Consider the following 26724-nt stretch of genomic DNA (forward strand, 5'->3'; position numbering starts at 1 on the left):
CTGACTATAACGACAATTTTCAACGCCAACCTACTTAACAGCCTTTCGGTGTCAGCATCTGGGATGAAAATTAGGATCTCCTACCAGTGCATACCGCTATGTCATCGCTTAATTTTAATCTTTCTCAACCTAATCTGACTACAGATTAATTTCTCAAAAGCTGGAAAAATACACTTGTATAATTAGTTACATTTTTATTATATCAGTAGCTTTTGCCGAATAATTAGCCACAATTTTGCCAAAAGATACAAACAAATGTCCAAATTTTTGCCAAGATAGAAATATTATTTTCTAAAAATTAATTTGGCAAAAATCAGCATGAATGAAAAAATCATGGAAAACTCAGGCAAAAGTTTTCTCGTTCTAATTTTGCCGATATCGTTTTTGATTGTTTTCCTAGTCAATACCTGGAAAGTTTTACTGGTAATCTTAGGTCTGTTAATGGTTTTCAATCTTTGGCAGCAATCTAGATGGGAAAAGTGGTGCAATCAAGTTAATCCGCTTTTTTATGAGTTAATTCAGGAAAATCAGGGGAAAATTACGCCCATGGACTTGGCAATCAAGGGTAATTTTTCTGGAGAGGCGGCAAAAAGCTATTTAGATGGCAAAGCTAGGGAATTTGGTGCTAGTGTACTAGATTCAGAAAATGAGGAGGATCAATCGTACTACTTTATTAATGCCAGTATTCTTGGCGATATTCTTGATAGTAGTGAATTGGTAGAAAAACTGGCCGCTCAACCAGTTACTAAAATTGCCCGCTCGTTTTTAGCTCCACCTTCATCAATACCCCAGGAGGAGGAAGCGCAATCTGAATCTTTGCCGACAGCAAACCATGATGAAGCCAAAAAGCCTCTAGAAGAACAGTTAGTTTTTGGTTCGCTGATTCAATCTGAATTAGCCAAACGGCTCAATGTCTATTCTAGTACGGTTTACAAACGACGCAATGACCCAGATTTTACCCAGTGGTCTCGTAGCCGTGATCCTGATGGTATTGCTTGGTCTTATTCTCGTAAGTCTAAGGATTTTTTCCCCGTAGAAGAATAGGAGGCAGGGGGAAATATTTATTACCCATTACCTATTCCCCATTCCGATCGCCTGACTAATAGATGTTAAGCCGTTTTCTTCTAGTTTGGTTAATAAACCGGCGAGGATACGGCGTAGCATCATTGGTCCTTCATAGATCCAGCCTGTATAGGTTTGAATCAGACAAGCACCGGCTGTGATTTTCTCCCAAGCATCCTCGGCGGTAAATATGCCACCTACGCCAATGATGGGCATTTGTCCCTGGGTTTGTTGGTAAATAAAGCGAATTACTTCTGTGGAGCGATCGCGCACTGGTTTTCCACTAATTCCTCCCGCTTCCTCTTGGGGGGATTTACCAGTTTTTTCAATTATTTGGGTTTTGAGTCCTTCCCGGCTAATCGTGGTGTTGGTGGCGATTAAACCAGCGATTTGGTAAGTTTTTACTAGCACAATAATGTCAGATATAGCCTCCCATTCTAAATCGGGGGCTATTTTCACAAATATGGGTTTTCGGGCAGTGTTTTCCTGTTGTAGTCCGTCCAATATTTGACTGAGCATGGCAGCATCTTGGAGCGATCGCAATCCCGGAGTATTGGGAGAAGAAACATTAACTACAAAATAATCACCCAAATCCTTTAGCAATCGAAAACTCTCTAGATAATCCTGGGCTGCTAATTCCAAAGGTGTGATCTTGGATTTACCTAAATTTATACCTATAGGTATGGGTATTGGATAATTCAACTTTTCTTTCCCCTCCTTCAGTCTTGCGGCCATAGCCACAGCACCGCCATTATTAAAACCCATCCGATTAAGTGCTGCTTGATCTAAAGGTAAACGAAACAACCGAGGGGGCGGATTTCCCGGTTGGGGGTGATAAGTCACAGTACCCAATTCAGCAAAACCAAAACTAAAATTATGCCAGATATTAGCACCAACGCCGTCTTTGTCAAATCCAGCCGCTAAACCCAGAGGATTGGGAAATTTCATTCCCAGGATGGTTTGTTCTAATCGTGGATCATTGAGACACAGATATTGCTGAAGGAGGTTATTCAACCAGTTGGTAGAAGGATAATAACTGGCTTTCGACAGCCAGTTTAGACTACCGATGGTTTGTTTGTGCAACCACTCCGGTTCGGTTTTCACCAGAGTAAATAGGAAATGACCAACTAATGATTTATAAAGATCCAATTTAGGTTACGAGTCAGTTAACGTAGAATTATATTCATATTATAGCTTTACGTAAATCTGAGAATTTTAAAAAATGTTTTGCTTCTTTCAATTCTGATTTCGTAGATGTAATTTATAAAACTGGTAAGTAATTGGACAAAAATATTTACAGTCATTGCGAGCGAAGGGAAGCAATCACAACCCTTGCGATTGCTTCATTTCACTTCGTTCCATTTGCAATGACATTGTGTAACTCATTCTGTTTCACTACTTAATTTGCAAAAATCCCAACTGAGAAGATTTTTTTAAGTCTAAATTTTCCAGTTTAATTTCACTTTTTATAGCCGATTACTGCAAGATTACCAGCGGGAATAGAAACGGGTAAGTAGCCGATTTTTGTCTTCTTCAGAAAAGAAAGACAGAAGCGCTTGAGTTTTAAAGGAAGTGGGAATAATTTTACCCAGTAATGTAAAGGATAACGATTAAAGATAACTTTAGTTGTTATCGTTGTAAAACCATTTGTTTTTAAAAGATATCTAGCACTTTTTTCCGAGAACAATTGTAAATGTTCAATATCAAAAATGGGAGATCTCATTCTCAAAATTTTAGCTGAGAGAGCGCGATGATTATGACAAATGAAAAAAACAGCCCCACCTTTTTTGACAAGAGTATAAGCATCTTGACACATTTGTTTAGGGTCATACAAATGTTCTAAAGTTTGAAAACAAGTAATAAGACTAAAAGTTCCCGCTTGGAAATCCTCAACCCTGAAAAGACCATGCTTAATTAATGGTTGTATTTCCTCCTTAGCCGCTAGAATAGGTGCTTGGGAAGGTTCTACTCCAATAACAGAAGTAAACCCTGTACGCAGCAATTCCTCTAAAAATGCTCCATCCCCTGTGCCAATATCAATCGCACCATCTAAATTAGGAATATGTTGCATAATTTCGGGTAGAAAACTGGCATAAGTACGACTCGCATAATGGGCTTCTTCCGAACTATCAAAAGCAGGTTCATGGTAGGCGGTTGCTAATTCACTTAATTCAGGAATTGGACTGGCATACAGTACATCACAAGTTGGACAAGATATCAGTCTGTAGTGCATATATTCAAGCAGTTTACGACAAGCAAAGGCAAAACTGTCCAATTGATTAAGATCACAGTCAGCCTCAGCAAAGACTTTAGACTGATCCTTTGAACCGCAAACTGGACAAGAACGATTAACCATTTTCATTTTTATTTTCTCCTTTTCAGAAATTTCAGACTTGAAATTCTGTTTTCTGCAAATTATCGTAGAATCTGGGAAAACCTATGTAATTAATTTTGCTTGGTTAATTGTAGACAGTACAAGTATTAAAAAATCCTTGTCATCCGTCTTTAGATGTATTTTTTGATAGATGATGTTTTTCGTGTTTATTGTTACGTTATTGTTACGTTATGCGTCCTACTTGTTCTAAATCTGATTTACCGGAAAAAATCTGTGTAGTATGTCAACGTCCGTTTACTTGGCGGAAAAAATGGCAAGATTGTTGGGATGAAGTGAAATATTGTTCAGAACGTTGCCGTCGTCGTCGTTCTCAGGCTAAAAATGAGAGTTAGACCAACCAATAAATATATGGGCGCAGGCCCTGCGCCCCTACGAAGAAAATAAATGATTTTACAAATGCAACCTAAATTAATTATTCATGGTGGTGCTGGTAGTTCTCTCCAAGGTAAGGGGGGATTAATCGCAGTTCGCAATTCTCTTTCTCAGATTGTTGCGGAAGTTTATGCTCTTTTACTAAACGGTGCAAGTGCGACTGAGGCTGTAGTTCGAGGTTGTCAGATGTTGGAAGATGAACCCCGCTTTAATGCTGGTACTGGTTCTGTCCTCCAATCTGATGGACAAATCCGCATGAGTGCTTCCATGATGGATGGGACAACAGGGCGCTTTAGTGGTGTGATTAATGTGTCACGGGTGAAGAATCCGATTGAAATGGCGCTGTTTTTACAAGATGCTGATGATCGGGTTTTGTCTGATTATGGTGCGGCTGAGTTGGCGCGGGAGTTGGAACTGCCTATTTACAATGGTTTAACGGATTTGCGCCTGAAAGAGTGGACTCTAGAACGCCAGGATAACTTTAAAAGAACCATGGCTGGGGTAGTAGCAGAACCAGAAATGGCAGAAAGTGCTGGGAGGGGAACGATTGGTGTTGTCGCTTTGGATGGCTATGGTAAATTAGCGGCTGGTACTTCCACTGGGGGCAAAGGCTTTGAACGCATTGGGCGAGTCAGTGATTCAGCTATGCCAGCGGGTAATTATGCGACTAGTCAGGCGGCTGTGAGTTGTACGGGGATTGGGGAAGATATTATTGATGAGTGTTTAGCTGCTAAGGTTGTGGTGCGTGTTACTGATGGAATGTCACTACAGGATGCTATGCAGCGATCATTTACAGAAGCAAAGAGGAATAATCGGGATTTTGGGGCGATCGCTCTTGATGCCACTGGTGCGATATCCTATGGTAAAACCTGTGAAGTATTACTAGCTGCTTACCACAATGGGGAAAACATTGGTGATACTTTGGAATGGAATGATCAAGAACTAATTGGTAATTGGTAATTGGTAATTGGGAAAAGTAAAGATAAATATTTCCTCTATTTTCTTTTCCCTTTATTGTTCTTTGTGCTTTTGTGGTAAAAACATGAATCTCCCAGTAACACAATCTTGGCAAGATGTTCGCGCAGCATTAAAGGCAATTTGGGGATATGACGATTTTCGTCCTCCTCAAAAAGAAATTGTTAACTGTTTAATATCACAAAAAGATGCTCTAATTATTATGCCCACTGGTGGGGGAAAGTCAATTTGTTTTCAACTTCCTGCCCTATTAAAAACAGGATTGACTTTAATAGTTTCTCCTTTGGTGGCACTAATGGAAAACCAAGTTGAGGAATTACGGCAACTATCACAAAAAGCAGCACTTTTACACAGTGAATTAACTGCATCTCAACGCAATACAACCTTGCAAGCTTTGGAAAAACAGCAATTAAGATTATTGTATTTATCACCAGAAACATTACTCAGTCCAGCAGTATGGCAAAAGTTGTGTAATCCTCAACTGCAAATTAATGGTTTAATTCTGGATGAAGCCCATTGTTTAGTGCAGTGGGGTGATACTTTTCGTCCGGCTTATCGGCGTTTAGGGGCTGTGCGTGAAGCTTTACTAAAATCAAAACCACCGGGAACAAAAATTAGTATAGCAGCCTTTACGGCAACGGCTGATACTTTAGCTCAAAAGACTATTTCTACAGTTTTAAAATTAGATCAACCGGAGATTTTTCGGATTAATCCCTATCGAGAAAATTTAAATCCTCTTGTCCGAATTGCTTGGAGTCCTAGAGGCAGAAAACAACAATTATTAAAGTTCATTCAAAACCGACCAAAGCAAGTTGGGTTAATTTATGTACGCACTCGAAGAGATAGTGAAGATTTAGCCAAATGGTTAACAGAAATTGGTTATCAAACTGCTAGTTATCACGCGGGATTGAGTCCAGGAGAACGCCGAGATATTGAAGCTAGTTGGTTAAGTGGAAAAATCCCTTTTGTGGTGTGTACCTGTGCTTTTGGCATGGGGATAAATAAATCTGATGTCCGCTGGGTTGTCCATTTTCATGCGCCACATTTATTGTCTGAATATGTGCAAGAAATAGGCAGGGCGGGAAGAGATGGTAAACCTGCTGATGTTTTAACTTTGGTAAGTGAACCAACGGGATTTTTAGATGCTGAGGATAAGCAAAGACAGAAGTTTTTTGAGTCACAAATGAAATTGCAACAACAAAAAGCTCAACAATTAGCCAAACAATTACCACTCCAAGGAGAAATAAATACTGTAATTAAAGAATTTCCGAATAGTGCTGTGGCACTTTCTCTTCTGCATAGTAATGGACAGTTGGCATGGCTTGATCCTTTTCATTATTCTATGTCTTTGCAGTCAGAAAATCCAGAAAAAACACAATTACAAGCTGCTAAACAAATGAGTGAATATCTCACGACTAAAAGGTGTCGTTGGCAGTTTTTATTAAATGCCTTTGGCTTTGAAACACCGACTGCTAATTGGCGTTGTGGACATTGTGATAATTGTGGAAATTAATTATAGTGGTTCTTGGCTGTGTGAAAGACAATAACCCCACACCCAACCCCCTCCCCGCAGGCAAGGAGGGGGCTAATGAGGTATAAAATTATCTGTGTTCATCTGTGTTGATCTGCGTTTAATTCTGACTTCTCGTACCTCACTTATATGGGAATTGTTATATCATTCAGGAGGAAAAGTTAAGTTGACTTCCGGGCGCAGTCCCTACTTTCTTCTGAGTCCTGACTTCTCAATTTTTAATTGATTCTGCTTGGCTACAATATTTATTTAATTGAACGCCTAGAGTATCTGATTCTTTACCGGCAGTTTTGGCGGCTGTTGTCAGTGCGGAATCAATTTCTTTTCTGGCTTTTTCAATTTTTGCTCTACCATCTGATGATGCTTCTGCTTTTTTAGTTTCCCCAAGTGCTTGAGAAGCTTTGGCTATGGCTTTACTAAGATGATCAAAGATTTTGATAAATTTAGTTTCAAATTCTTGCAGTTTGGGATCTTTTAAATTTAATTCCTGAATAGACTTAGTAACGTTTTTTAAATCTTTGGATAATTGCAGGCTGGTTGATACTTGCTGACCTTTTTTTATATCAATCAGTGCTGTACCCTGATTGACAACTGTAACTAATCGCTGACATTGGGAGATTTTAGTCTCGCTGCAACTAGTAATTAACAAAGCAATGCTCAGACTAACAGGAGCAACAACTGGATAACGGGAAAACAATATTAACATCCCAAGAGCATTAAAGTCCCCTAAATATTAAGCCAATTGATTATTAATTCGCAATTGCGAATTTCTGTGTTGAGCAGTTTACCAATCTACTGGCAACCCTAATTTATCTAAGGTTTGGCCATCTTGCAACAGTGTTTGAATGTCGCTGTCTATTTGGATTTTACCCGTAGATAGGACTAAAGCCCGTTGAGTTACTCTTCCTAGCCAATTGAGATCATGGGAAGCTATTAACATCACTTGTACGGGCAGTTTTAATAATACGTGAGCTAAATGTCGTCGCCATGCTGGATCTAGTCCGTTGGTGGGTTCGTCTAAGATGAGAATGGCTGGATCTAGGGCTAAAATTGCCGCTAAGGCGGCTAAACGTCTTTGTCCTCCAGAAAGTTCATGGGCGGAACGGTGGGCGTAAGCTTCTAGTCCGAAGTCGGCTAATAGTTGATGGGCTTTATCTTTTGCAGCTATGGGTGAAACACCATAGTTAAGGGGTCCGAAAGTAAGGTCTTCCAGGATTGTGGGCATAAATAATTGGTCGTTAGCATCTTGAAAGCTAAAACCAATTTGTTGGCGTATTTGAGGTAAGGTGGTTGGCAATAGGGGGATGCCGTTAATCCAGATTCTGCCACTTTGGGGATGTTTTAAGCCGATGAGGTTTTCTAATAAGGTGCTTTTGCCTGAGCCTGTAGCCCCCATTAAGGCAACGCGATCGCCTGTTTGTAAGCTAAAAGAAATTTCTTGTAATACGGGTTGCTGGTGTGAATAGGCATAGACCAGATTTTGGACTTCAACGACATTGGTATGCGGTTGAGAGAGGGAAATTTGGGGATTAGAAGTTAATGATGTCAAGATTCACCACTCAAATAACAGTAAGGTAGGAACTTAGGGTTAAACAAGTAGCTGTCACCCCAGCTATTAACAAGATAAAACGTTCTTTCGATTTGAGGGGGGAATCTATCGGTAATTGTCCATTATATCCACGGGCTACCATAGCAGCATAAACTCTTTCCGCCCTGTCGAGGGTGCGAAGATATAAAGCACCAATCATGGAAGCACTAGCATAACGTAGCCATCCCGCTGCACCATTTAAACCACGTAATTGGGCGCTGCGCTGCATTTGCCTTACTTCTGAAAGTAAGATATCTAAGTATTGGGCGGCTAAAATCAGGTTTTCCTTTAATGGGGCAGGTATTGGTAAGCTTTTGAGGGCAATGCCGAAACTATGGGGAGGTAAGGTTAATAAAAAACTATTCATGGTAATTAAACAAATTAAGGAACGCACAAGCAAAAAACTAGCTCGTTCCCATCCCAATGGTAAAGCCACCAATGATAGAAAAATTAATTCTGCACCGAGTAAACCGCCCAATTTGCGAATGGGTACTTGTAATATGCCAACCCATAAAAGGGCGATCGCCCCATATACTAGTAAATTAGACCAAGTATGATGTTTTAAAAAAGCTGCCCCAATCACAATGATCAGGGATAATTGCAAGCGTAATGGCAAGGAAATTTTAAGCATTTTTCGGTTTTATGACTTTAGCAATTCCAAAAGCCACAGTGAAGCAAGCTGTAGAACCGACTAACCCAGCAATACTTGTGCCGATTTGCCCTAAACCTTTAATCTCATAGTCAGCCAAAGGTGTTGGTACTACCACTCTGACTTGTTCAGCTAAGTTGATAAAACCCAAGTTTTCTGCTACTTTTTCTAAACCATCTGGCCAAGCAGAAGCAAATAGAGACAACACACCGGAAATCAGCAAAATACTCACAACGGGAACTAACCAACCTCTAACTTTATGTTCCTCACCTGGTAACAAATCTGGACGGGCTGTGGCTAGATAGGTTAATACACCCCCGGTAATTAATCCTTCTCCAACACCAATCAAAATATGTACACCTGTCATGGTGGGTAAAACTATGCTGGCTGGCGCTGTTCCAGAAAGGGCTAATTCAATGGCACAAGCTAAGGCGGCGACAACTACGCTAACTGCGGCGGCTATGCCGGCTGCTAGGGGTAAACGCCTTTGAGAACCGCCCAATAATCGTTGTAAGGTTTGGGTTAATCCCCACGCTACCCACACGCCGACTATCCCCATATTCAAAATATTTGCACCTAAAGCGGTGATGCCACCATCGGCAAATAGCACGGCTTGAATAATTAAAACTGTAGCAATACATAACATTCCCGCCCAAGGACTACCTAAAATAATGGCGGCTAAAGCCCCCCCTAATAAGTGGCCGCTGGTCCCCCCCGCCACGGGAAAATTAATCATTTGGGCGGCGAAAATAAAGGCTGTGGTTAAGCCAAGAATGGGGGCGCGACGAATGCCAAAAGTTGCTTGCGATCGCTCACAAGCTATAAATAAACCCGCTCCACTGGCTAAACTGGTGGCTGCTGCTACTGGCAAAGAAACAAATCCATCGGGTATGTGCATAAGATTGACCTATTCTTTAAATGTGTTTTTTGCAAACTAATTGTAAGTAATATAACCACTAACAAAATTAATAGCAAACTAAAATTTATCTCTTTTGACAATACCCTATTGGTGGATGTTTTGGGATTTTATTTAGGGTAATTTTATAATAAAAAATACGTCAAATTATATATTTATTTTTTGAATTGTTAACATTTATAAATCTTTATGACATGATCTTATATAGGGTTTGCTGAATAAGTTGTCTGTGAAGGTAGGGAACAGGGAACAGTTTCAACGATCTGGATATCCTCAAAGCCCTACTTAATCCAAAAACTCTCCCAAACTTGGCACATTTACCCAACTTCCTCTTGCATGAGATTCATGGGATAAATCCATGAGCAATTGCGAATAAACTCCTTCCCGCAAAGAAGGAGTAGTTTGTTGATGATTCGTAATTCCCTTTACCCATTCATCAACAACCCGCAGAAAAGCACAGATTCGCCCATCATGATAATGTTGAGGAAAGAGAAATTGTTGCGGAACTGCTATTTCTGTCAAAGATTCTCCTGGTTGAGAACCCCAAATCTGAAACCCATGAATATAGTCTTTTTGATTCTTGCTACCTAAAACTAATGTTCCCTTATCCCCATATACTTCTATCCAATGAGTTCTTTCTGCATGAACAACCGCACTAATAGAAACTTGACAAGGTGTACCATTTACCAATTCCAAAGATAATAAACAAGTATCATCAGTATCAACTGCTTGTAATTCTCCAGTTGCGGGGTTAACTCTTTTAGGAATAGCAGTAATTAAGTGAGCATTTAATTTGTGAACTGAACCGAATAACCAATTAATATAATCAAAAGCATGAGAACCTAAAGAACCTAAAGCACCTCCACCTTTTTCTTTACTGGAATACCAATTCCAAGGACGGGAAGTATCAGCGCGAGAAGAACCTAACCAATCAATTTTAATTAATCGGATATTCCCTACATAATTTGATGAAAGAAGTTGAGAAAAAAACTGCCATTCCGGGACAAACCGAAATTCAAAATCTACAGTTGCAACTACATCCTGATTTTGGGCTAACTGATATAATTCTTTAGCTTCATTTACATTTAAAGTAACAGGTTTTTCTAACAAAAGATGTTTACCAGCTTGCAAAACTTGTTTCGCCATTTCATAGTGTGAAAATGGCGGTGTGGAAATGCTGACAGCTTCAACTGTGGGTAAAGCTAGAATTTCTGCTAAATTATCGCCAGTGTAGGGGATATTGTGAGTTTCCGCAATGGTTTTGGCTTGATTGATATCTCGATGATAAACAGCGACAATCTGAGTATTATGATGTGCTTGAAATGCAGGAATATGAACTTTTTGACCAAATCCTGTACCAACAATTGCTACCCCAATCATGTTTAGTTTTTATGAAATTGACTTAATAATAATCAATACCTTGTCCAAATTAGAAAAAGCCTTGATTTGTAGGTTGGGTTGTGGAACGTAAACGTTCGCGAAGCAATAGCATGAAACCCAACAAAGCAGGAAATGGACAAGGTATTATAATAATTGTACAGATTAATTGGATTTTCAGAAAGTTAATGGCGAAAATTATTAATAGATAAAAATAATCGCCATTAAGTTAACAAAGACAAAATACTCAAACCTTAGATAGAAACTGAAGCTGGAGTAATAGGGTTATTAGCAAGTAAATCTACATCTTTCGATGCTTCATTTACGCGCAGAATTTTTGCTCCTAATTGCTGCAATTTCAGGTCTAGGCGATCATAGCCTCGATCTAAATGGTGTAATCCTTGAACAGTGGTTGTTCCCGTTGCCGCCAATCCGGCTATAACTAAAGCTGCGGAAGCTCTTAAGTCTGTGCCTATAACTGGTGCGCCCGATAACACTGGCACTCCCCGAACAAAAGCAGTATTACCTTTAACACGGATATCCGCGCCCAAACGATTTAACTCAGAAGCATGACGCAAGCGATTTTCAAAGACAGATTCGTTAATGATACTGTCACCTTCAGCTACAGTTACTAAAGCCATGAAAGGTGCTTGCATATCCGTGGGAAATCCAGGATGGGGCAAGGTATCAATATTTATAGCTTTAAGTGCTTTTGCTGGTAAAATCCGTAAGCAATCTTTCCCCTCTTCGATAATTGATACACCAATCTCCTGTAACTTGGCAATAACGGGGATTAAATGATCTGGTACAACTGGGGATAGAATTATTTCAGAGCGAGTAATTGCACCAGCAATCAGCAATGTCCCTGCTTCAATGCGATCAGGAATAATAGTATACTCAGTAGAGTGTAGTTTAGGTACACCCACTATTGTAATTGTACTTGTTCCTGCGCCTTGAATTTTTGCGCCCATGGAGTTACAGAAGTTAGCTAAATCAACTACTTCCGGCTCTCTAGCAGCATTGTCAATGATGGTTTCTCCATCTGCTAGGGTAGCAGCCATCATTAAAGTTTCTGTCGCCCCGACACTGGGAGTATCTAAATATATTTTTGCTCCTGTTAATCTACCATTATTCCCAGGAACATGAGCATTGCAAATACCATGTTCAATTAACACTTCTGCGCCCATTGCTTGCAGTCCCCTGACGTGCAAATCTACAGGTCTAGCACCAATGGCACAACCCCCTGGTAAGGGCATTTGTGCTACTCCCAGTCGAGCTAAAATTGGACCAATGGCAAAGAAACTGGCTCGCAGTTGGGTAACGAGTTCATAAGGGGCTTTAGATGTGGTAATTTCCCGCGCATCAACATCTAAGATGTCACCTTCTCTATTTAAACGTAATCCTAAAGCTGATAAAACTTGTCCCATCCGGTCTACGTCCGCTAGTAAGGGAACGTTGCGAATGCGACAATCACCGGAACAGAGGAATGTTCCAGCCATGATTACCAGGGCGGAATTCTTAGCTCCGCTAATTTTCACATGACCTCCCAAAGAATGCCCTCCACTGATTTGCAGGACTGAGGAGTCCGCTGCTAGTGAAGACTTGGCATCTGGTAAGCTGGTAGAAGAATTAATAAGCCTACCTCCAAAAGTACGTAATTATAAAGGTTTGATGTTGGTTTTGATTCTAAGTTAATTATCCCCTGGCTAAAAGCAAGGAAGAGTTTTCTCTAGGTTGTCAAATGCCATAAAGTCGTTAGATTCTATCATGCAGTATGCCGGCTTGATTGGAAAAATGGGGATTGGCTAGATGTGAACAAAATTTTCAAATTGTTCTGTCTCTATTCTGGCAAATCTTTTCTTGACAAATAAAAAAAATTGGGCAATAATAATAAACTGTTAATAAGATTCGATTACTGCGGAACTGGCGGAATTGGCAGACGCGCTAGATTCAGGTTCTAGTGCCTTCACGGGCTTCCGGGTTCAAGTCCCGGGTTCCGCATATTAATTTCAGATGTGGTTTTTTACGAAAATGCCACAACATAAGAATCAGATGTCTACCATGACAAGGTTGCGTTGATCATGGGTTTTATAAGGGAAATGCCGAAAACCCTTGAAGATGTAGCTGACTTAGGAAGCTACATCTGTGCTTTAGACAAGGGATGAAGGCTAGAGGCTTTCCTTTATCCTGCATTGATTTTAATCCATATTCGTGATACAACTATATTGTCACTAAAGACGTAAAAAGCTACCGAGGGACTCTCGGAAAGTTACGCTTGTCAGATATGATTTCGCCCGCCAGGTCTAACGAAATCAGGGCAAGAACCCAAATATTTAAGGCAGTGCCTGAAACTGGGATAACTGAGGGATATAGACTGAAACTCTCTATAGAATCTCCGCGTCTTTAGACCGGAGAGTGTCAAACTATGGGACGCTAAGAAAAGGATATTTTAGAAGTTTATGGCCAACGCCATGCTAGGCTATCGGCGAATAAATTCGCTACTACACAAGCGAAGTCCACAAATGTCTACGCTCCGGTAAGGGATACGTGGACTAATGAAAAATCAAGATATCTGAACCCACGAATGTGGGTTTTGTCTGTGTAGCCGCAATTTCTAATCGCCCAGGGGCGTATGAATTTAGACTTTTCAAACACCCTCTAAAAGCACAAAGAAAATAAACATGAGCGCGGAGGGATTCGAACCCCCGATCTACAGGACCGGAACCTGTTGCTCTATCCACTGAGCCACGCGCCCCTATACCTTCCGTCAGTATAGCATACTTTTTGAATTTAAATAAAATTAAATTATGAGTAATTTGCTGGGTTAACGGGTGTACCATCACGGCGGACTTCAAAATGGAGGCGGGGTCTGGTCGATAAGCCTGTAGAACCAACAGCAGCGATCGCTTGTCCTTTCTGTACAGTTTGTCCAAATGATGATTACCTATGCCGAATTTTGAATTGTTTTATTTCCTATCTCTACAGGTGGACGGATGCACAAATAAATCAAAGTTCCAAATAAAGGTATGACAAATAACCAAAATAATTGATTATCTTTCCAACCACGTCGCGCCATATCATCTCCTAACAACATGGGAAATAATAGACTCAACATCACAAAATCTAAACTCATGACATGAATAAATCGGCTAGTTTGCCACTGTTGGACGAAATCACCCCAATTTCCCTGGACACTAGATGCTAATAAAACCGCCGTACCTATAGTTAATAAAATTCCTAAAATGCGAGAATCTAGGATTTTCAGAAATAAATTTTTTTCACCAACAAACTTTTGATTGGGTTCTCTTAAAGCCAAATAGGGTAAAAGTGCAAAAGCACCTAACGCAAAAGCACCACTAGCAAAAGGCCAAGCTGGTATTTTTTGACCTCTACCATCAAAAAAGACTACCGCACTATATATAAAAGGCCAAATCCCCATGATATTAAATAAAGATATAATCAGAGGATTAATGCCTTGCCAATTGCCTGTAGAGAGGTTTTTAATTAACTCAAAAGTATTAGGCTGTTCGGGAGGAGCAAAGAAAAAGGCATAGGAAATAAATCCTAGCCATAGTAGACCAAAAGTGATTTTTCTCAACATGAATTTATGGAAATTAACTAAAAGCTTCCGAGAGATAATCTGCTGCTGCTGCAACCACAGCGATCGCACTCTCATAGTTTAACCTAGTTGGACCCAAAACCCCCACACTTCCCACTGGTACAGAACCCCGCCGATAAATAGCCGAAATCAAAGTACAAGTCCGAATAGGTTCAAGAGGATTTTCTGTGCCAATCCGCACCGTTACCTTAGACTTATTAGCATCGTCCATTTCTGCACCCTCACAAATTAAATGCCAAAGTTGGTCTTGTTGCTCTTCCAACAATTGCATAATTGTTTGTACCTGCTGTATCTGGGAAAACTCTGGCTGTCGTAAAACCTCTCCAATCCCTCGCACCATAATTTGTGTAGTTGTTGGTGCCAGAGCGCGGTGAGTCAATTCTACCAAAGAATTTTTTAATAATTCCCCATAAACGCGAAACTCCTGATCCAATTCACTCCAATTAAGATAGCCTATTTCTAACAAGCTCTGTCCTCTTAAATGAGTATTCAAAAAGTTAGAAACAATCTGCAACTGACGATCAATTACCTCCGCTGCCGGTTTATTTTCTGCATTCTCTAAAAATAAATCCATCACCTTAGAATGGGTTTCATAACCATCCGTCACCACAATTAACATAATTCGCTCTGATTCAATTTGTACCAGTTGCAAATGTCGTAACTTTGCCGTCGTGGATTGCGGCATCGTAATTAAAGTAATACAGCCGCTTAATGTTGCTAAAATTTGGGCAGCACCTTGTAATAAAGCTTCTAAACTCCAATCTTCCCAATGCAGATGTTTTTGTAATGCTGTTTCTACCTCTTTCGCTAAAACTTCTGATGGTTTAATTAATTGATCAACGTAAATACGATAACCAGAATCAGAAGGAATTCTCCCCGCAGAAGTATGTGGTTGATAAAGTAAACCTGATTTTTCCAAAACACCCATCACACTGCGAATCGTAGCCGAGCTAACACCCAAATCAAATCCTTCAATTAGAGCCTTAGAGCCAACAGGTTCTGCTGTGGTAATATAATGACGGACAGTTGCAGAAAGTATATTTTGTTGCCGATTAGTCAGATGAACTTGCATAAGTGATTTTTTTACTGAAGGCAAATCTTAATCAAAATTTGAAAAAAATGTGGTTTTCGCCACAAAAACGGAAAAAAGAATTAATTATTAATTAAAGTAAGATAGCAGATTATATACTTATATTGTATTAATTGAACACAAAATTTACCTTCAATATTTATTTGCTGCATTTGTCATTACTACACACCTGAACCCCAAAAAGAAGACGAATTTCTCTCTTTTTCAGTATTATCTCATAGTCTATCAACCTAAGTTGTGGTTTTAGGCACAAAATATTACTTTCTATTGATCGAAATTTTGACAGCGCCAGCAGAGGGCAGGGGCGGAATTGTCTTGTTTATTCCTTCTCAATCCTGGGCGCAGACCCTGCGCCCCTACTATTCCCTAATATTGAGGAACTGAAGGATCAACTAAAATCGAATAAGCGGAAATCCCACCCTTAATATTTTTAACATTTGTGAATCCTTGAGAAACTAACCACTGACACATCTGAGCCGAACGGATACCATGATGACAGAGAACCAGAGTTTCTGCATGAGCATCAAAGCGGACAGGTACTTGCTGATTCCATTGTTCATATTCACTCAAAGGAAGATTGACAAAACCATCTAGCCGTGCTATGGCAATTTCCTGGGGTTCACGCACATCTATTAACTGAAGCGTTCCTTCATGATTTTTAAGACGTTTGGCTAGTTCCTCAACAGTAATTGCGGAAAAGGGTTGATCAAATGATGTATTTGTCATGCAGTTTTTCTAAAAAAACCTATACTACACCTTATGTGAGTTGAGAAACAAGATGCTATTTTCAGCCAAGGTCAGTTTAGCATCTGTTGATATCTGCGTTACCGTTTTCTCCCCATGACCAAAGAATGTAGGCGTTGCTGAATCGAGGTATGAAATTCCCAAATTGAATCTTTAAAACTCTTTGCGTCTTTGCGCCTTTGCGTGAGACTAAAATTCATACCCTTAATCAGCAACGCCAGAATGTGAATTACAGCCAATGGTCATCAAACCTGGAACAAGAACCTCATCCCCAAGCCCTCTACACAAGCGATGAGGGGGGCTAGGATGTACCTTATATGATTGGAAATCGCTGTAAATAAGGGTTGCTGAAAAAGTCTTTTGGTGATAGCGCAGCGTGACGTAAGTCATGGGCTAGGAATCATTCCAAAATCAAAAAATCATCCTATGAGACTGATAGTGGTAAATTATCTTGTAACCATCTTTCCAAATCGGTGATAGAGGAGAAATCCAATAAAGCTTCACCCAATTCTTCCAACTGTTTAACAGATAATTGACTAATTCGTTCAGTTAAAGAAATTTGAATGTCACCACAACGCCGATTTAGTAAGCGGATAATTAACTCCAATTTACCTTCAAGTTTACCTTCAAGTTTACCTTCAAGTTTACCACGTAATTCACCACGTTCCATAGCAAGTTGTTCAGTTGGGCTAACTAAAGGCATCTTCCTTTCCTCCTCAAAATGTTTGATTTTAGCGACTAATTCTACCTGTAATTCCTTCGGTAGAGTCATCATCGTATCAATAATTTTAAACAGCTTCACAATCTGTTCTTTGCTTAAACCCCGCTCATAAAGTCCGCGAATTAATTGCCATTTATACTCTGACCGTTCCGTAAACTGATTAGTTGTATCCTTAGTTTTCAGGTGTGCCATTGTAATCATAGCAAAGGGGTTATGACTACATTCTAATTCATCCCAACGGGATTTGTAGTCAATCAGTTTAACAGTGGGAAATTTCAGAGTAATTTCACCTTTACCGATCGCATAATGATAACAGTTCGGTCTCCAGTTCGGTCGGTCATCACCGATAATGGCTAAACTCAGGACTTTATTTTCATAAAGATCAAAGGCGCGATAATGATAAACGAACATCCGTTTTTCAAAGTTAACATCATAATTACTTTGAATTTCTACATGAATCAAGATCCATATCTGTTCTTTATTCAACAACCAAACTCGATAAAGTTTATCAGCAATCCGGCTTTCAGTTTCTGAGGAAGCGGTAATTTGTTGTAGTTCTTTATCCAGTGGTTGTGGTGGTTGTGTCCAATCAATTAATTCGTAAATTTCGGGGAAAAAAAAGGATAAAAAGCTTTCAAAATATTCGTTTAATGCTTCTTTCCATGATTCATCATAATTAGCTGTTACTTCACTCATTTAACTTTTAGTATGACTCTATCATTTAGAGGGTGTTTGAAAAGTCTAATTTATTACTTGCAAGGGCGACTAGAAGTCGCAGCTACACAGACGAAACCCACCTATTCCTTCGGAACGCTACGCGAACGTGGGTTCAAAAGCCTTGATTTTTCGTTAGTCCACGCAGGTGGACTTTGTTTGTGTAGTAGCGATTTCTAATCGCCGGAAACTTTTCAAACATCCTCTTACACTATAGCATTGGGGGTGGGGTCTATGAACCAGCCCATACCATTAGCGTTGTCGTCAATGAGGATTGTGGCGACTTTGGGGTCGTAGGTGGTGATTTGGAAGTTGATGTTAACTTCATAGTGCTTACTTTTCAACAGCATCCTGGTTCTCAACTCACATAAGGCGTATACTATTCCTGTTTGCAGAAAAGCTAGAAAATATAAAGAATGTGAACAGTCAAAACTTAACAAAAAATATTAAACTTGGTTTCCTTATAGCTGGCATAATCACGCTTGTATTAGTTTGCGTAGCTAAATTTTCCTGGTTTGCGAAAAAAAGTCCAGTTAGTCTTGTAGTTCGCAACTCTCAACCCACTGCGGCTATATTTGTTCCCAAGTCCTCACCAGCAATGGTATCATTATTGGTAAATCCCGACGGTTTACAGAAAATAGCACCAAAAGGAGAATTTTCTCAACTCAAAAATCGTCTACTAGCAAAAAGTAATATAGATTATTCAAGTGATATTAAACCCTGGTTGGGTAATGAAATTACCCTAGCTGCAACTACCATAGATATAGACCGTGATCCAGACAACGGACTACAAACCGGGTATTTAATGGCGCTTGCAAGTACAACACCGGAGAAAAGCCGTGAGTTTTTGGAATTGTTATTTTCTCAACGGGCTTTTAGTGGCACTAATTTAGGAATTGAACATTACAAAGGTGTCAAGGTTATTTATGATCATGCCGAATATGCACCAGACGTAAACAGCCAAAATCCAAAATCTAAAATCCAAAATAATTTAGCTGGTGCAGTTGTTAATAATTTTGTTTTGCTGGCTAATCATCCTCAAGTAATCAAAGAAGCAATTAATAATTTACAAGCGCCAGATTTAAACTTAATTAGTTCTCTAGAATATCAAAAAGCTACTCAACAAATCTCTAAAAATGCTGTAGCTGTAACTTTCTTGAATTTACCCGAAGTTGGGAAATGGCAAGGACTAGAATTAGCAGAATCAACTTATAATAGCCAAATTCTCTCTTTCGTTTTCAACTCCCAAGGATTGCTCACAGAAAGTACATTTTTAACAAATTCCCAGATTGTACCTTCATCATCACCACTATCTCAACCTGTGGGAGCATTACAGTATATTCCAGAATCAACAGCTTTTGCGATCGCCGGCACAAATTTGAGTAAACTAGATAATAGCGATGTCGCAAAACTGTGGAAACAAGGAACAGCAACTATCTACGGTTCTAGTGAAGATGGTACTGCTCGATTACTACAACCCCTAGCAAAAATCCAACACAATTGGAATTTAAACTTTAGCGAGGATATTTTCAATTGGGTAACGGGAGAATACGCTTTAGCTTTATTACCTAATTCAGAAAATACCACCCCTCATTGGTTATTTATCAGCGAAAAAAACCCAGAATTAACAGCAGGAATCACACATTTAAATAATATTGCCACCAGAAGTGGTTTTAACCTTAGTTCCCTAACTTTAGATCAACAAAAAATATCAGCTTGGACAAAAATTACAGCCACAAGTGAAAATAACAAATCCATTAATGTTGACACAAGATTTAACGGAGTGCATACAACCTTAGATAATTATGAAATTTTCAGTTCCGACTTAAAAACCCTCAAAACAATTTTAAGTCACAAACAAAAATCTCTCCTCGAAAATCCCCAATTTCAAAATAGTATTGCCACAATTCCCCGACCCAACCAAGGGTATATTTATCTAGACTGGGAAAATAGTCAGAATCTTCTCAAACCTCAACTACCTTTGCTTAAACTTGCAGAAGTGTTAGGTAGGCCACTTTTTGATCATTTAAAATCCCTGACAGTCAGTAGTTATAGCAGCGAACCAGGAACACTCAAAAGCGGAGTATTCTTGCAACTGCATTAAATGTCAGAGGATATCCAGGATTAAAGGATAAACAGGATGAATAGCAATACAGTTAGGTTAAGAAAACATAATTTGGGTTGAGCGATATTTTGCGTAATTCTTATGAAAATAAGGATTTTATGACCAATCACCAATTACCAATTCCTAATTACCAAGTCACGATAATATGGGAGAGTAGCTTGTTGTGCTATCAAGGGTACTATCTCAATGTTCTCTAGACTCCGTGCCGATTTTCGCATCATCTTTGAACGTGACCCCGCAGCCCGAAATTGGTTGGAGGTTTTGTTTTGCTATCCAGGTTTGCAAGCCCTAGTATTTCACCGCTTTGCACACTGGTTGCGTCGTCTGGGTCTTCCCTTTTTCCCCCGCTTGATTTCTCACATTGCGCGGTTTTTAACAGGTGTAGAAATTCATCCAGGGGCTACAATTGGTAAAGGCGTATTTATTGATCACGGAATGGGAGTAGTAATTGGGGAAACAGCCATTATCGGCAACTACGCGCTGATTTATCAAGGTGTTACCCTGGGGGGAACAGGTAAAGAAAGCGGTAAACGTCACCCCACATTAGGCGAAAATGTCGTCGTTGGTGCCGGTGCAAAAGTTTTAGGAAACATCGAAATTGGTGATAATGTTCGCATTGGTGCCGGTTCAGTGGTATTGAGAGATGTACCATCTAGTTGTACCGTTGTCGGTGTTCCTGGACGCATTATCTACCGTTCTGGAGTCCGGGTTGCACCTCTAGAACACAGCAATTTACCAGACTCAGAAGCCCAAGTAATTCGCACCTTAGTTGACCGCATTGAAGCCTTAGAAGCACAAATTCAAGCTTTGCAAACTTCCTCAAAAACTCCGGTTTTAGTGGGTAAATTCCTTACAGAAGATGAATCACTAAAAGAACACAATTTTTGTAATATCAGAGATAAACAGATTCAGGAATTCTTTGATGGTGCAGGAATCTAGGAAATTAAACACCAAAAATTGAAATTACGGGTTTATTGCTTCTGTCAACCATTCCTGGTTTTCATGGCGGTGATAAACCCATCTATTTTGTGGTTCACCCCGCAATTGTAAATGATCTACTTTTACTGGTTCAAGTAATAATAAACAAAAATTTTCTAATGGTTGAATATTGTCTGGTGCTGGTGGTGTAAAAGCTTCTGGTGTTTGTACTCTCATATCACCAGGAATAGGCCAAGCAAATTGTAACCTAGCTGCATCACTTAATTCTTGCCACATTTTAATTCTCGCAGGTTGTAAATGTGGGTGAGAATCAGCACTTATTAATATTAATTCTCCAGTAATCCGAAATTGTTCTCTGGTGTTGGGAAAATACCAGCAAATTTCCGCAGCGGATTGTTTGGATATTTGTTCAGCTTTTTCACTACGAATATCAGTAATAAATTTTAGCTGATTTGTATCGTCTAGAAAGCCACGAAACACAACGGTACGATTAGCAGGAAAACCATTTTCCCGCACTGTTGCTAGTTGCACATAGCGGGCATAAACGAGGCTACGATTTTGATGTAGGGCGCGGGTAATCAGACTTCGCCAAGGTGCTAAGGACATTTAAAATTTTAGTTGTAATTAATATCTCTACCGAATAAGAATTGTTTTCATTGTACGGGAAACCAGGGGAAACGCACCTTAATCATAGGTCAGTTGCGTAAGTCCTAATTATAAATCTGAAAAAATTAATCAAACAATAAATTGGGATTTATTGGTTTATACATTAAAACAGTATTTTGTCAATAAATTTTAGATCGGTTTTCTCGTACGGGAATCCGCAAATCTTGCCCTTCTACCGCTAAAATCCCCTCTCTACGTTGGGAGTGTAAGATTACCCCTGTTAATTATGAAAAAGCAAGTCGATAAGACTGGAATTTTCCAGCCACCGTTTCCGACTGTTGAAAATCAGTTATCTAGTATCCTTGTAGAAAATACGTTGGACACCCCAGAAAAAGTAGACAATCGGCTGATAGCTGCTAATTCTACAAATACTGCCATACAACCAAATGCAGGAGAGATAATACCTATACTTACCTATGGAGGTGTGTCCGTAGCTGTAATTATTGCAATGGCTTGGTTCGTGAAGATATTGCTTGCGTCTATATCTGAATTACAGCAAGCAATGCCTAAATCTAAGAAATAATTTTGAGTAAGGGTTTAGCACTGCTAAACCCCTACCTCTACGCATCAAAAACTTTTCAACAGCAGAGTTATGGCAATAAAAATTAAACTAATGGCTGATTATGGGTGCGACCCTTTATGGTGGGCAGATGCTGACAAAGTTGGTAACATTGACCCAGCCAAACTGCCCCTCAGCCAAGAAACCATTAACCATTTGAGAAAATGGGCAACTGCTTTTGACACTCTCCGGTCTAAAGACGCGGAGATTCTATAGAGAGTTTCAGTCTATATCCCTCAGTTATCCCAGGTTCAGGCAGGGTTCCTTAAATATTTGGGTTCTTGCCCTGATTTCGTTGGCCCTGGCGGGCGAAATCATATCTGACAAGCGTAACTTTCCGAGAGTCCCTCGGTAGCTTTTTATGTCTTTAGTGACAATATAGTTGTATCACGAATATGGATTAAAATCAATGCAGGATAAAGGAAAGCCTCTAGCCTTCATCCCTTGTCTAAAGCCCAAATGTGGCTTCCTGAGTCACCCACATTCTCAAGGGTTTTCGGCGTTCTTCCTTATAATGCCACATTAAATTGGCAAGATCCTGGTAATTCACCAGATTTGAGTCCAGAAGCAGCAGCAGCTTTTGAACAAGAAGGGATTAGTTTGTGGAAACAACTACAAAAAGAACTTGCACCTAATTATGAAGTTATCTATTTCAGTGAGCAATTAAATCAAGTCGTAACTAATACAAATGAATTGGCATCTTTACTTACTATTTCTGCTTGATGAATAGTCAACGCAAAAATTACACAAACATCACTATTACACTGATACCCCATTCTACGAAAACTGACAGGTAAAACTTTGAGATTCTATTACCCTGATAATACACTGTCGGGGTTCTATACTTAAACAAAAAACAAAAATATATAACAAGTTCCAAGGCAATTAGGACATCAATCAACGGTCAAGTTCTTGCTACCAAAGGGTTTTTCTCCTGACTCCTGACTCCTGACTTCTGACTCCTGCTGTAGTTATAATTGACACAGACTCAGCTATAGCGCAAAGTGGGAAAATTTTCAATCTTTAATCCTTAATCCACTTGGCGTATAGTCATAGTTTGTCCATCAGCAATCATACTTTATCATGGTTCGAGAACTTGAACGTCAACGTCAGGGTGCAACTTTTCCAGAATCTGCTCCAGCAGCCAATCCAGTGTTTTTTAGAACCTACAGCCGCAGAACAGAGGCAGGTTTGAGGGAAACATGGGACCAGGTATGCGATCGCACTTTACGCGGTTTAGTAGAACTGGGAAAACTCACCCGTGAAGAAGCTGCCATTTTAGACAAGATGCAGCGAAACATGAAATCCCTCCCCAGTGGGCGCTGGATGTGGGTTGGTGGCACAGATTGGTTAGCCAAACCCAAAAACTTCTCCGGTGCTTATAACTGCACCTCTACTAACCTTGTAGACTGGAGTGCTTTTGGATTGATGATGGATCTAGCCATGATGGGCTGTGGTACAGGTGCTATCATCGAACCAAAATATATTAATCAACTTCCCCCTATCCGTAATCGCCTCAATATCACCATTAAAGGTGAAATTGGCAGCACACCCCAAGCACAGCGTCGTGAATTTACACAAACCCATATAGAAGCTAACACCGCTATTATCCACGTTGGAGACAGCCGGGAAGGTTGGGTAAAATCCTATCAAACCCTTTTAGAACTTTCTACCGATGAACGCTTTACAGGTGACGTTCAGGTGATTGTTGATATTAGCGATGTCCGCCAATCTGGAGAAACCCTCAAAGGTTTTGGCGGTATGGCTAACCCTGTGAAGTTGCCTGGATTGTATCAGCGTTGCGCCTCTATTCTCAATAAGGCAATAGGCAGACAATTAAATTCAGTTGAATGCTGCTTATTAATTGATGAAGCTGCTGTCACAATTGTTGCTGGCAATATTCGGCGCTGTCTTCCTGAAGATGCCTTAGTTCATACAGAATCAGGCTTAGTTCCCATTGCTAAGGTGCGTGTAGGCGATCGCGTTCTCACCAGCAAGGGTTTTTATCCTGTTACTAACTTCTTTATTCAAGGTGAACAATCTCTCTGCCGGATTCAAACTCAAGATGGCAGCTTTGAATGTACAGCCGATCATAAAGTTGCCGTTTTCACAGATGTGTACGGCAATTATAAAATGGTTAAGGCTCAGGATTTGCAATCAGGCGATCGCTTGATATTCGTGCCACAAACTATACCTGGTACACCTACTGAACTGCCTGAGTTTCGGGGTAAAGTCGAAGGTAAGACCAAAAAAATTACTGTTCCTGCCTTAACTCCTGATGTTGCTTACTTTATCGGCTATTTACAGGGTGATGGTTCAGTTAGTTCTGATGGTTTAAGAGTCAGATTCCGCGTTCATGAAAATGACCCCAATATTTTAGACCGTTTAATTGCCGTTGGGAATGAATTTGGTTTAGAAACTCACACCATAAGAACCCCAGAACAATGCAAAACCAAAGCCTACGAGTTACAATTTAACTCAGCAGCTTTAAACCAATATCTAGGATTATTCAAACAACCATTTCAACCCTTAAATATCCCCGATTGTATATTATTAGGTACAGCAGACATTCGCCAAGCTTACCTAGCTGGTCTTGCTGATGCAGATGGTTGTCATTCTCAAGGTGTTTTAGTAGCTTCAGTTCACCAGCGATTTTTACAGCAAATTCAAGCCCTTTACGCATCCCTGGGAATTACAACCCGGATGTGTAGTTCAATTCGCAAGCGAACTGGCAAATGGGAAGGTGAATTAGTCACAGTTGGTGCAGCGGCATATCAATCTATTGAAAACTGCTTTGAAAAATATTCCCTGCAATTTCCTAACCAAAAACGTCAAACCCCAAAATCATTTAAAGATCATGGTTTCCCAACAACTATGGTACGTCCAATTATTAACTCCTATCAATATGGATGGAGTAATAATCAGGAGCAAATGATACTACCTACTTTAAAAAAATATCTTCCTGACGCGACTGAATTAGTTCCAGTCAAGGTTTTAGGGGTAGAAATGAATGTACGCACTGCACAAACCTATGATATTGAAGTTGCCAATATTCATGAATTTGTGTGTGAAGGTATTTTAGTTTCTAATAGTGCCGGTATGCGTCAATTCGTTTCTGAAGATGAACAAGGCGCAACTGCCAAAGATAACTTATGGCAACAAGATTCAGAAGGTAACTGGCGTATAGATCCAGAGCGTGATTCTTTGCGAATGGCCAATCATACACGAGTCTTTCACCGCAAACCAACCTTAGAAGAATCCATTGCAGCAGTTCAAAAGCAGTATTATAGTGGTGAAGGCGCAATTCAATGGGCTGGTGAAGCAGTTGCTAGAGCTAACATTGATTTATTAAATACACCAGAACTGAAAAAAGAATTTTTGCAAGCTTACGAGCAAGGAAAAGCTAAGTTTTGGATAAAAGAATACTATCCTGAAATTGATGCTGATGAGCTAGAACATAGAATAGGTAGATTTGGTTTAAATCCGTGCGGAGAAATTATTGGTAGTAATTTTCACTGTAATTTGGCTGAAGTACACTTAAACCAACTCGACCCCGACAACTACAAAGAACAAGAAGAAGCATTTACCGCTGGGGCGCTTTCCGTCGTCGCCCTGTTAAATCACCAATTCCTCGAACCCCGCTATCAATACAGCCGGGAATTAGATCCCATTGTCGGTGTATCCTTTACTGGTTTATTTGACTTCTTTGTTCATGCTTTTGGTACAGATTGGTTACGCTGGTGGGAAGCAGGAAGACCTGAAACCCCCGAAGGACTGATATTCAAACGTGGTGAGCAAAAATATCTCAACTTCTGGAAAGATGTCGTCCATAAAGTAGTGTGGGAATATTGCGATCGCCATCAAATCAAACGCCCCAACCGTTGTACCACAGTTCAGCCAGCCGGCACAAAATCCCTATTAACAGGCGCTTCTCCCGGTTGGCATCCCCCCAAAGCCCAAAGATTCATCCGTCGCATTACCTTCCGTAAAAACGACCCCGTCGCCCTAGCCTGTATAGACTATGGTTACAACGTCATCCCCTCCCAATCTGACAAAGACGAAAACGGCAACCTCCTCAACGACCCTTTTGATCCTCGGTGTACAGAATGGTTAGTCGAAATCCCCGTCGCCGTCTCTTGGGCTGACTTACCCGGTGCTGATGAAATAGAAGTTTCCCAGTTTTCCGTCCTAGCGCAACTGGATTTTGTCATGCAAGTTCAAAATCATTACGTTACCCATAACACCTCAGCCACCCTAGAACTCCGTTCCGAGGAAGTTGAACTATTGGGAACACGCATCTATGAAGCCATTCAAAATGACGAAGGATATATTTCCGCCGCATTATTAGCCCGATTCGACGACTTGCAATCCTTCCCCCGTCTCCCCTTTGAACCCATAGACAAAGCCACATATCAACGCTTATCGAAAGAAGTCAAAGCCAGACGGAAAACAGATGATTTCTGTGGAGTCCTAAGTCGTTACGATTTGGGAGAATTATCAGAAGCAGGCCCTAGCGGTTGTGACTCAGATAAATGTATGTTCCCAGAACAGCCACCCACATCATAAAATCTCTTTTCGTCATACCATTGCTCAAAGCCCCCCTTTTTAGTCAAAGAGAGTTCCAATCTCTAAAAACAGTACTTAACCGCAAATCCTGTTCCCCTCCTCGCTTGCGGGGAGGG

Annotated in this window: 24 protein-coding genes, 2 tRNA genes and 1 pseudogene; 11 read left to right on the plus strand and 16 right to left on the minus strand. The window is 40.2% G+C overall.

Features of this window, described 5'->3' with window-relative positions:
* The first annotated feature begins 318 nt into the window (after positions 1 to 318).
* On the plus strand, positions 319 to 1044 hold the full coding sequence (locus tag IQ226_RS06560) for a hypothetical protein (protein ID WP_193893596.1): 726 nt from the start codon (positions 319 to 321) through the stop codon (positions 1042 to 1044).
* Between the two features lie 27 nt (positions 1045 to 1071).
* Here IQ226_RS06560 and IQ226_RS06565 read toward each other — a convergent pair whose 3' ends face one another.
* Both IQ226_RS06565 and IQ226_RS06570 read right to left on the minus strand, forming a co-directional pair.
* The gene (locus tag IQ226_RS06565; RefSeq protein WP_193893599.1) at positions 1072 to 2211 is read right to left on the minus strand and encodes a quinone-dependent dihydroorotate dehydrogenase; all 1140 of its coding nucleotides are present in this window, start codon (positions 2209 to 2211) and stop codon (positions 1072 to 1074) included.
* 310 nt (positions 2212 to 2521) lie between these two features.
* Entirely contained in the window at positions 2522 to 3424 is a 903-nt protein-coding gene (locus IQ226_RS06570; RefSeq protein ID WP_193893602.1) for a class I SAM-dependent methyltransferase, read from the minus strand.
* Positions 3425 to 3627: 203 nt separating this feature from the next.
* On the opposite strand from IQ226_RS06570, the gene IQ226_RS06575 reads away from it, so the two are divergent.
* The 3 genes from IQ226_RS06575 (at position 3628) to IQ226_RS06585 (ending at position 6317) form a co-directional block, all read left to right on the plus strand.
* Complete coding sequence (locus IQ226_RS06575; RefSeq protein ID WP_071992819.1) at positions 3628 to 3789, plus strand: DUF2256 domain-containing protein; 162 nt, start codon at positions 3628 to 3630, stop codon at positions 3787 to 3789.
* A gap of 52 nt (positions 3790 to 3841) precedes the next feature.
* Positions 3842 to 4789 carry an isoaspartyl peptidase/L-asparaginase gene (locus IQ226_RS06580; protein WP_193893605.1) on the plus strand — a complete coding sequence of 316 codons (948 nt, stop codon included), beginning with the start codon at positions 3842 to 3844 and terminating at the stop codon, positions 4787 to 4789.
* An 82-nt stretch (positions 4790 to 4871) separates the two neighbouring features.
* Positions 4872 to 6317 (plus strand): ATP-dependent DNA helicase RecQ, encoded by a 1446-nt coding sequence (locus tag IQ226_RS06585; RefSeq protein ID WP_193893608.1) that lies wholly within the window; start codon positions 4872 to 4874, stop codon positions 6315 to 6317.
* A gap of 229 nt (positions 6318 to 6546) precedes the next feature.
* Here IQ226_RS06585 and IQ226_RS06590 read toward each other — a convergent pair whose 3' ends face one another.
* The 6 genes from IQ226_RS06590 to murA form a co-directional block, all read right to left on the minus strand.
* Positions 6547 to 7041 carry a hypothetical protein gene (locus IQ226_RS06590; RefSeq protein WP_193893611.1) on the minus strand — a complete coding sequence of 165 codons (495 nt, stop codon included), beginning with the start codon at positions 7039 to 7041 and terminating at the stop codon, positions 6547 to 6549.
* 78 nt (positions 7042 to 7119) lie between these two features.
* Positions 7120 to 7884, minus strand: coding sequence for an energy-coupling factor ABC transporter ATP-binding protein (locus IQ226_RS06595; RefSeq protein ID WP_193893614.1), 765 nt, complete (start codon positions 7882 to 7884; stop codon positions 7120 to 7122).
* 10 nt (positions 7885 to 7894) lie between these two features.
* Positions 7895 to 8554, minus strand: a complete 660-nt coding sequence (locus IQ226_RS06600) for an energy-coupling factor transporter transmembrane protein EcfT (protein ID WP_193893617.1) — start codon at positions 8552 to 8554, stop codon at positions 7895 to 7897.
* Complete coding sequence (locus IQ226_RS06605; RefSeq protein ID WP_193893620.1) at positions 8547 to 9470, minus strand: energy-coupling factor ABC transporter permease; 924 nt, start codon at positions 9468 to 9470, stop codon at positions 8547 to 8549. The genes IQ226_RS06600 and IQ226_RS06605 overlap by 8 nt, the downstream gene beginning before the upstream one ends.
* A 303-nt stretch (positions 9471 to 9773) precedes the next feature.
* A complete protein-coding gene (locus IQ226_RS06610) occupies positions 9774 to 10868 on the minus strand; it encodes a Gfo/Idh/MocA family protein (protein ID WP_193893623.1) in 1095 nt (364 codons plus the stop codon).
* A gap of 251 nt (positions 10869 to 11119) precedes the next feature.
* Positions 11120 to 12499 carry a UDP-N-acetylglucosamine 1-carboxyvinyltransferase gene (gene murA / locus IQ226_RS06615; RefSeq protein WP_193893659.1) on the minus strand — a complete coding sequence of 460 codons (1380 nt, stop codon included), beginning with the start codon at positions 12497 to 12499 and terminating at the stop codon, positions 11120 to 11122.
* A gap of 283 nt (positions 12500 to 12782) precedes the next feature.
* Between murA and IQ226_RS06620 the strand changes: the two genes are divergently transcribed.
* Positions 12783 to 12866 (plus strand) — tRNA-Leu (locus IQ226_RS06620).
* Positions 12867 to 13547: 681 nt separating this feature from the next.
* On the opposite strand, the gene IQ226_RS06625 is transcribed toward IQ226_RS06620, so the two are convergent.
* The 7 genes and pseudogenes from IQ226_RS06625 to IQ226_RS06655 all read right to left on the minus strand — a co-directional run bounded on the left by IQ226_RS06625 (position 13548) and on the right by IQ226_RS06655 (position 18103).
* Positions 13548 to 13620: transfer RNA gene (locus IQ226_RS06625), tRNA-Arg, on the minus strand.
* Positions 13621 to 13670: 50 nt separating this feature from the next.
* A pseudogene (locus IQ226_RS06630) lies at positions 13671 to 13802 on the minus strand (M23 family metallopeptidase); the annotation flags it as partial.
* 7 nt (positions 13803 to 13809) lie between these two features.
* Positions 13810 to 14466, minus strand: coding sequence for a DUF2834 domain-containing protein (locus IQ226_RS06635; protein WP_193893626.1), 657 nt, complete (start codon positions 14464 to 14466; stop codon positions 13810 to 13812).
* 13 nt (positions 14467 to 14479) lie between these two features.
* Positions 14480 to 15556, minus strand: a complete 1077-nt coding sequence (gene hrcA / locus IQ226_RS06640) for a heat-inducible transcriptional repressor HrcA (RefSeq protein ID WP_193893629.1) — start codon at positions 15554 to 15556, stop codon at positions 14480 to 14482.
* 384 nt (positions 15557 to 15940) lie between these two features.
* Positions 15941 to 16300: a rhodanese-like domain-containing protein gene (locus IQ226_RS06645; protein ID WP_193893632.1), complete on the minus strand. Its 360-nt coding sequence runs from the start codon at positions 16298 to 16300 to the stop codon at positions 15941 to 15943.
* A 442-nt stretch (positions 16301 to 16742) separates the two neighbouring features.
* Entirely contained in the window at positions 16743 to 17735 is a 993-nt protein-coding gene (locus IQ226_RS06650; RefSeq protein ID WP_193893635.1) for a DUF4351 domain-containing protein, read from the minus strand.
* Between the two features lie 224 nt (positions 17736 to 17959).
* Entirely contained in the window at positions 17960 to 18103 is a 144-nt protein-coding gene (locus IQ226_RS06655; RefSeq protein WP_193893638.1) for a hypothetical protein, read from the minus strand.
* 68 nt (positions 18104 to 18171) lie between these two features.
* Between IQ226_RS06655 and IQ226_RS06660 the strand changes: the two genes are divergently transcribed.
* Together IQ226_RS06660 and cysE are read left to right on the plus strand one after the other, a co-directional pair.
* Positions 18172 to 19857, plus strand: coding sequence for a DUF3352 domain-containing protein (locus IQ226_RS06660; protein WP_370567093.1), 1686 nt, complete (start codon positions 18172 to 18174; stop codon positions 19855 to 19857).
* A 207-nt stretch (positions 19858 to 20064) separates the two neighbouring features.
* Positions 20065 to 20817, plus strand: coding sequence for a serine O-acetyltransferase (gene cysE, locus IQ226_RS06665; protein WP_193893640.1), 753 nt, complete (start codon positions 20065 to 20067; stop codon positions 20815 to 20817).
* A 24-nt stretch (positions 20818 to 20841) separates the two neighbouring features.
* Here the strand turns inward: cysE and IQ226_RS06670 are convergent, their stop codons facing one another.
* Positions 20842 to 21423, minus strand: a complete 582-nt coding sequence (locus IQ226_RS06670) for an Npun_F5749 family FMN-dependent PPOX-type flavoprotein (RefSeq protein ID WP_193893642.1) — start codon at positions 21421 to 21423, stop codon at positions 20842 to 20844.
* A 286-nt stretch (positions 21424 to 21709) separates the two neighbouring features.
* Here IQ226_RS06670 and IQ226_RS06675 point away from each other — a divergent pair, with 286 nt between their 5' ends.
* The 4 genes from IQ226_RS06675 (at position 21710) to nrdJ (ending at position 26608) form a co-directional block, all read left to right on the plus strand.
* Entirely contained in the window at positions 21710 to 22006 is a 297-nt protein-coding gene (locus IQ226_RS06675; RefSeq protein ID WP_193893644.1) for a hypothetical protein, read from the plus strand.
* A gap of 69 nt (positions 22007 to 22075) precedes the next feature.
* Positions 22076 to 22258 carry a hypothetical protein gene (locus IQ226_RS06680; RefSeq protein WP_193893669.1) on the plus strand — a complete coding sequence of 61 codons (183 nt, stop codon included), beginning with the start codon at positions 22076 to 22078 and terminating at the stop codon, positions 22256 to 22258.
* A 243-nt stretch (positions 22259 to 22501) separates the two neighbouring features.
* Positions 22502 to 22765 (plus strand): hypothetical protein, encoded by a 264-nt coding sequence (locus IQ226_RS06685; protein ID WP_370567094.1) that lies wholly within the window; start codon positions 22502 to 22504, stop codon positions 22763 to 22765.
* Positions 22766 to 23125: 360 nt separating this feature from the next.
* Complete coding sequence (nrdJ, locus tag IQ226_RS06690) at positions 23126 to 26608, plus strand: ribonucleoside-triphosphate reductase, adenosylcobalamin-dependent (protein ID WP_193893647.1); 3483 nt, start codon at positions 23126 to 23128, stop codon at positions 26606 to 26608.
* Positions 26609 to 26724 lie beyond the last annotated feature (116 nt).

The organism is Dolichospermum sp. LEGE 00240, from assembly GCF_015207875.1.
Lineage (GTDB): Bacteria > Cyanobacteriota > Cyanobacteriia > Cyanobacteriales > Nostocaceae > Dolichospermum > Dolichospermum gracile.

Excerpts from the sequence above, each read along its gene's own strand:
- hrcA (WP_193893629.1), bottom strand. The coding sequence starts at position 15,556 with ATGCAAGTTCATCTGACTAATCGGCAACAAAATATACTTTCTGCAACT.
- IQ226_RS06610 (WP_193893623.1), bottom strand. The coding sequence starts at position 10,868 with ATGATTGGGGTAGCAATTGTTGGTACAGGATTTGGTCAAAAAGTTCAT.
- cysE (WP_193893640.1), top strand. The coding sequence starts at position 20,065 with ATGTTCTCTAGACTCCGTGCCGATTTTCGCATCATCTTTGAACGTGAC.
- IQ226_RS06600 (WP_193893617.1), bottom strand. The coding sequence starts at position 8,554 with ATGCTTAAAATTTCCTTGCCATTACGCTTGCAATTATCCCTGATCATT.
- IQ226_RS06670 (WP_193893642.1), bottom strand. The coding sequence starts at position 21,423 with ATGTCCTTAGCACCTTGGCGAAGTCTGATTACCCGCGCCCTACATCAA.
- IQ226_RS06590 (WP_193893611.1), bottom strand. The coding sequence starts at position 7,041 with ATGTTAATATTGTTTTCCCGTTATCCAGTTGTTGCTCCTGTTAGTCTG.
- IQ226_RS06675 (WP_193893644.1), top strand. The coding sequence starts at position 21,710 with ATGAAAAAGCAAGTCGATAAGACTGGAATTTTCCAGCCACCGTTTCCG.
- IQ226_RS06575 (WP_071992819.1), top strand. The coding sequence starts at position 3,628 with ATGCGTCCTACTTGTTCTAAATCTGATTTACCGGAAAAAATCTGTGTA.
- IQ226_RS06585 (WP_193893608.1), top strand. The coding sequence starts at position 4,872 with ATGAATCTCCCAGTAACACAATCTTGGCAAGATGTTCGCGCAGCATTA.
- IQ226_RS06580 (WP_193893605.1), top strand. The coding sequence starts at position 3,842 with ATGATTTTACAAATGCAACCTAAATTAATTATTCATGGTGGTGCTGGT.
- IQ226_RS06605 (WP_193893620.1), bottom strand. The coding sequence starts at position 9,470 with ATGCACATACCCGATGGATTTGTTTCTTTGCCAGTAGCAGCAGCCACC.
- IQ226_RS06560 (WP_193893596.1), top strand. The coding sequence starts at position 319 with ATGAATGAAAAAATCATGGAAAACTCAGGCAAAAGTTTTCTCGTTCTA.
- IQ226_RS06570 (WP_193893602.1), bottom strand. The coding sequence starts at position 3,424 with ATGAAAATGGTTAATCGTTCTTGTCCAGTTTGCGGTTCAAAGGATCAG.
- IQ226_RS06635 (WP_193893626.1), bottom strand. The coding sequence starts at position 14,466 with ATGTTGAGAAAAATCACTTTTGGTCTACTATGGCTAGGATTTATTTCC.
- nrdJ (WP_193893647.1), top strand. The coding sequence starts at position 23,126 with ATGGTTCGAGAACTTGAACGTCAACGTCAGGGTGCAACTTTTCCAGAA.
- IQ226_RS06680 (WP_193893669.1), top strand. The coding sequence starts at position 22,076 with ATGGCAATAAAAATTAAACTAATGGCTGATTATGGGTGCGACCCTTTA.
- IQ226_RS06650 (WP_193893635.1), bottom strand. The coding sequence starts at position 17,735 with ATGAGTGAAGTAACAGCTAATTATGATGAATCATGGAAAGAAGCATTA.
- IQ226_RS06645 (WP_193893632.1), bottom strand. The coding sequence starts at position 16,300 with ATGACAAATACATCATTTGATCAACCCTTTTCCGCAATTACTGTTGAG.
- IQ226_RS06685 (WP_370567094.1), top strand. The coding sequence starts at position 22,502 with ATGTGGCTTCCTGAGTCACCCACATTCTCAAGGGTTTTCGGCGTTCTT.
- IQ226_RS06655 (WP_193893638.1), bottom strand. The coding sequence starts at position 18,103 with ATGCTGTTGAAAAGTAAGCACTATGAAGTTAACATCAACTTCCAAATC.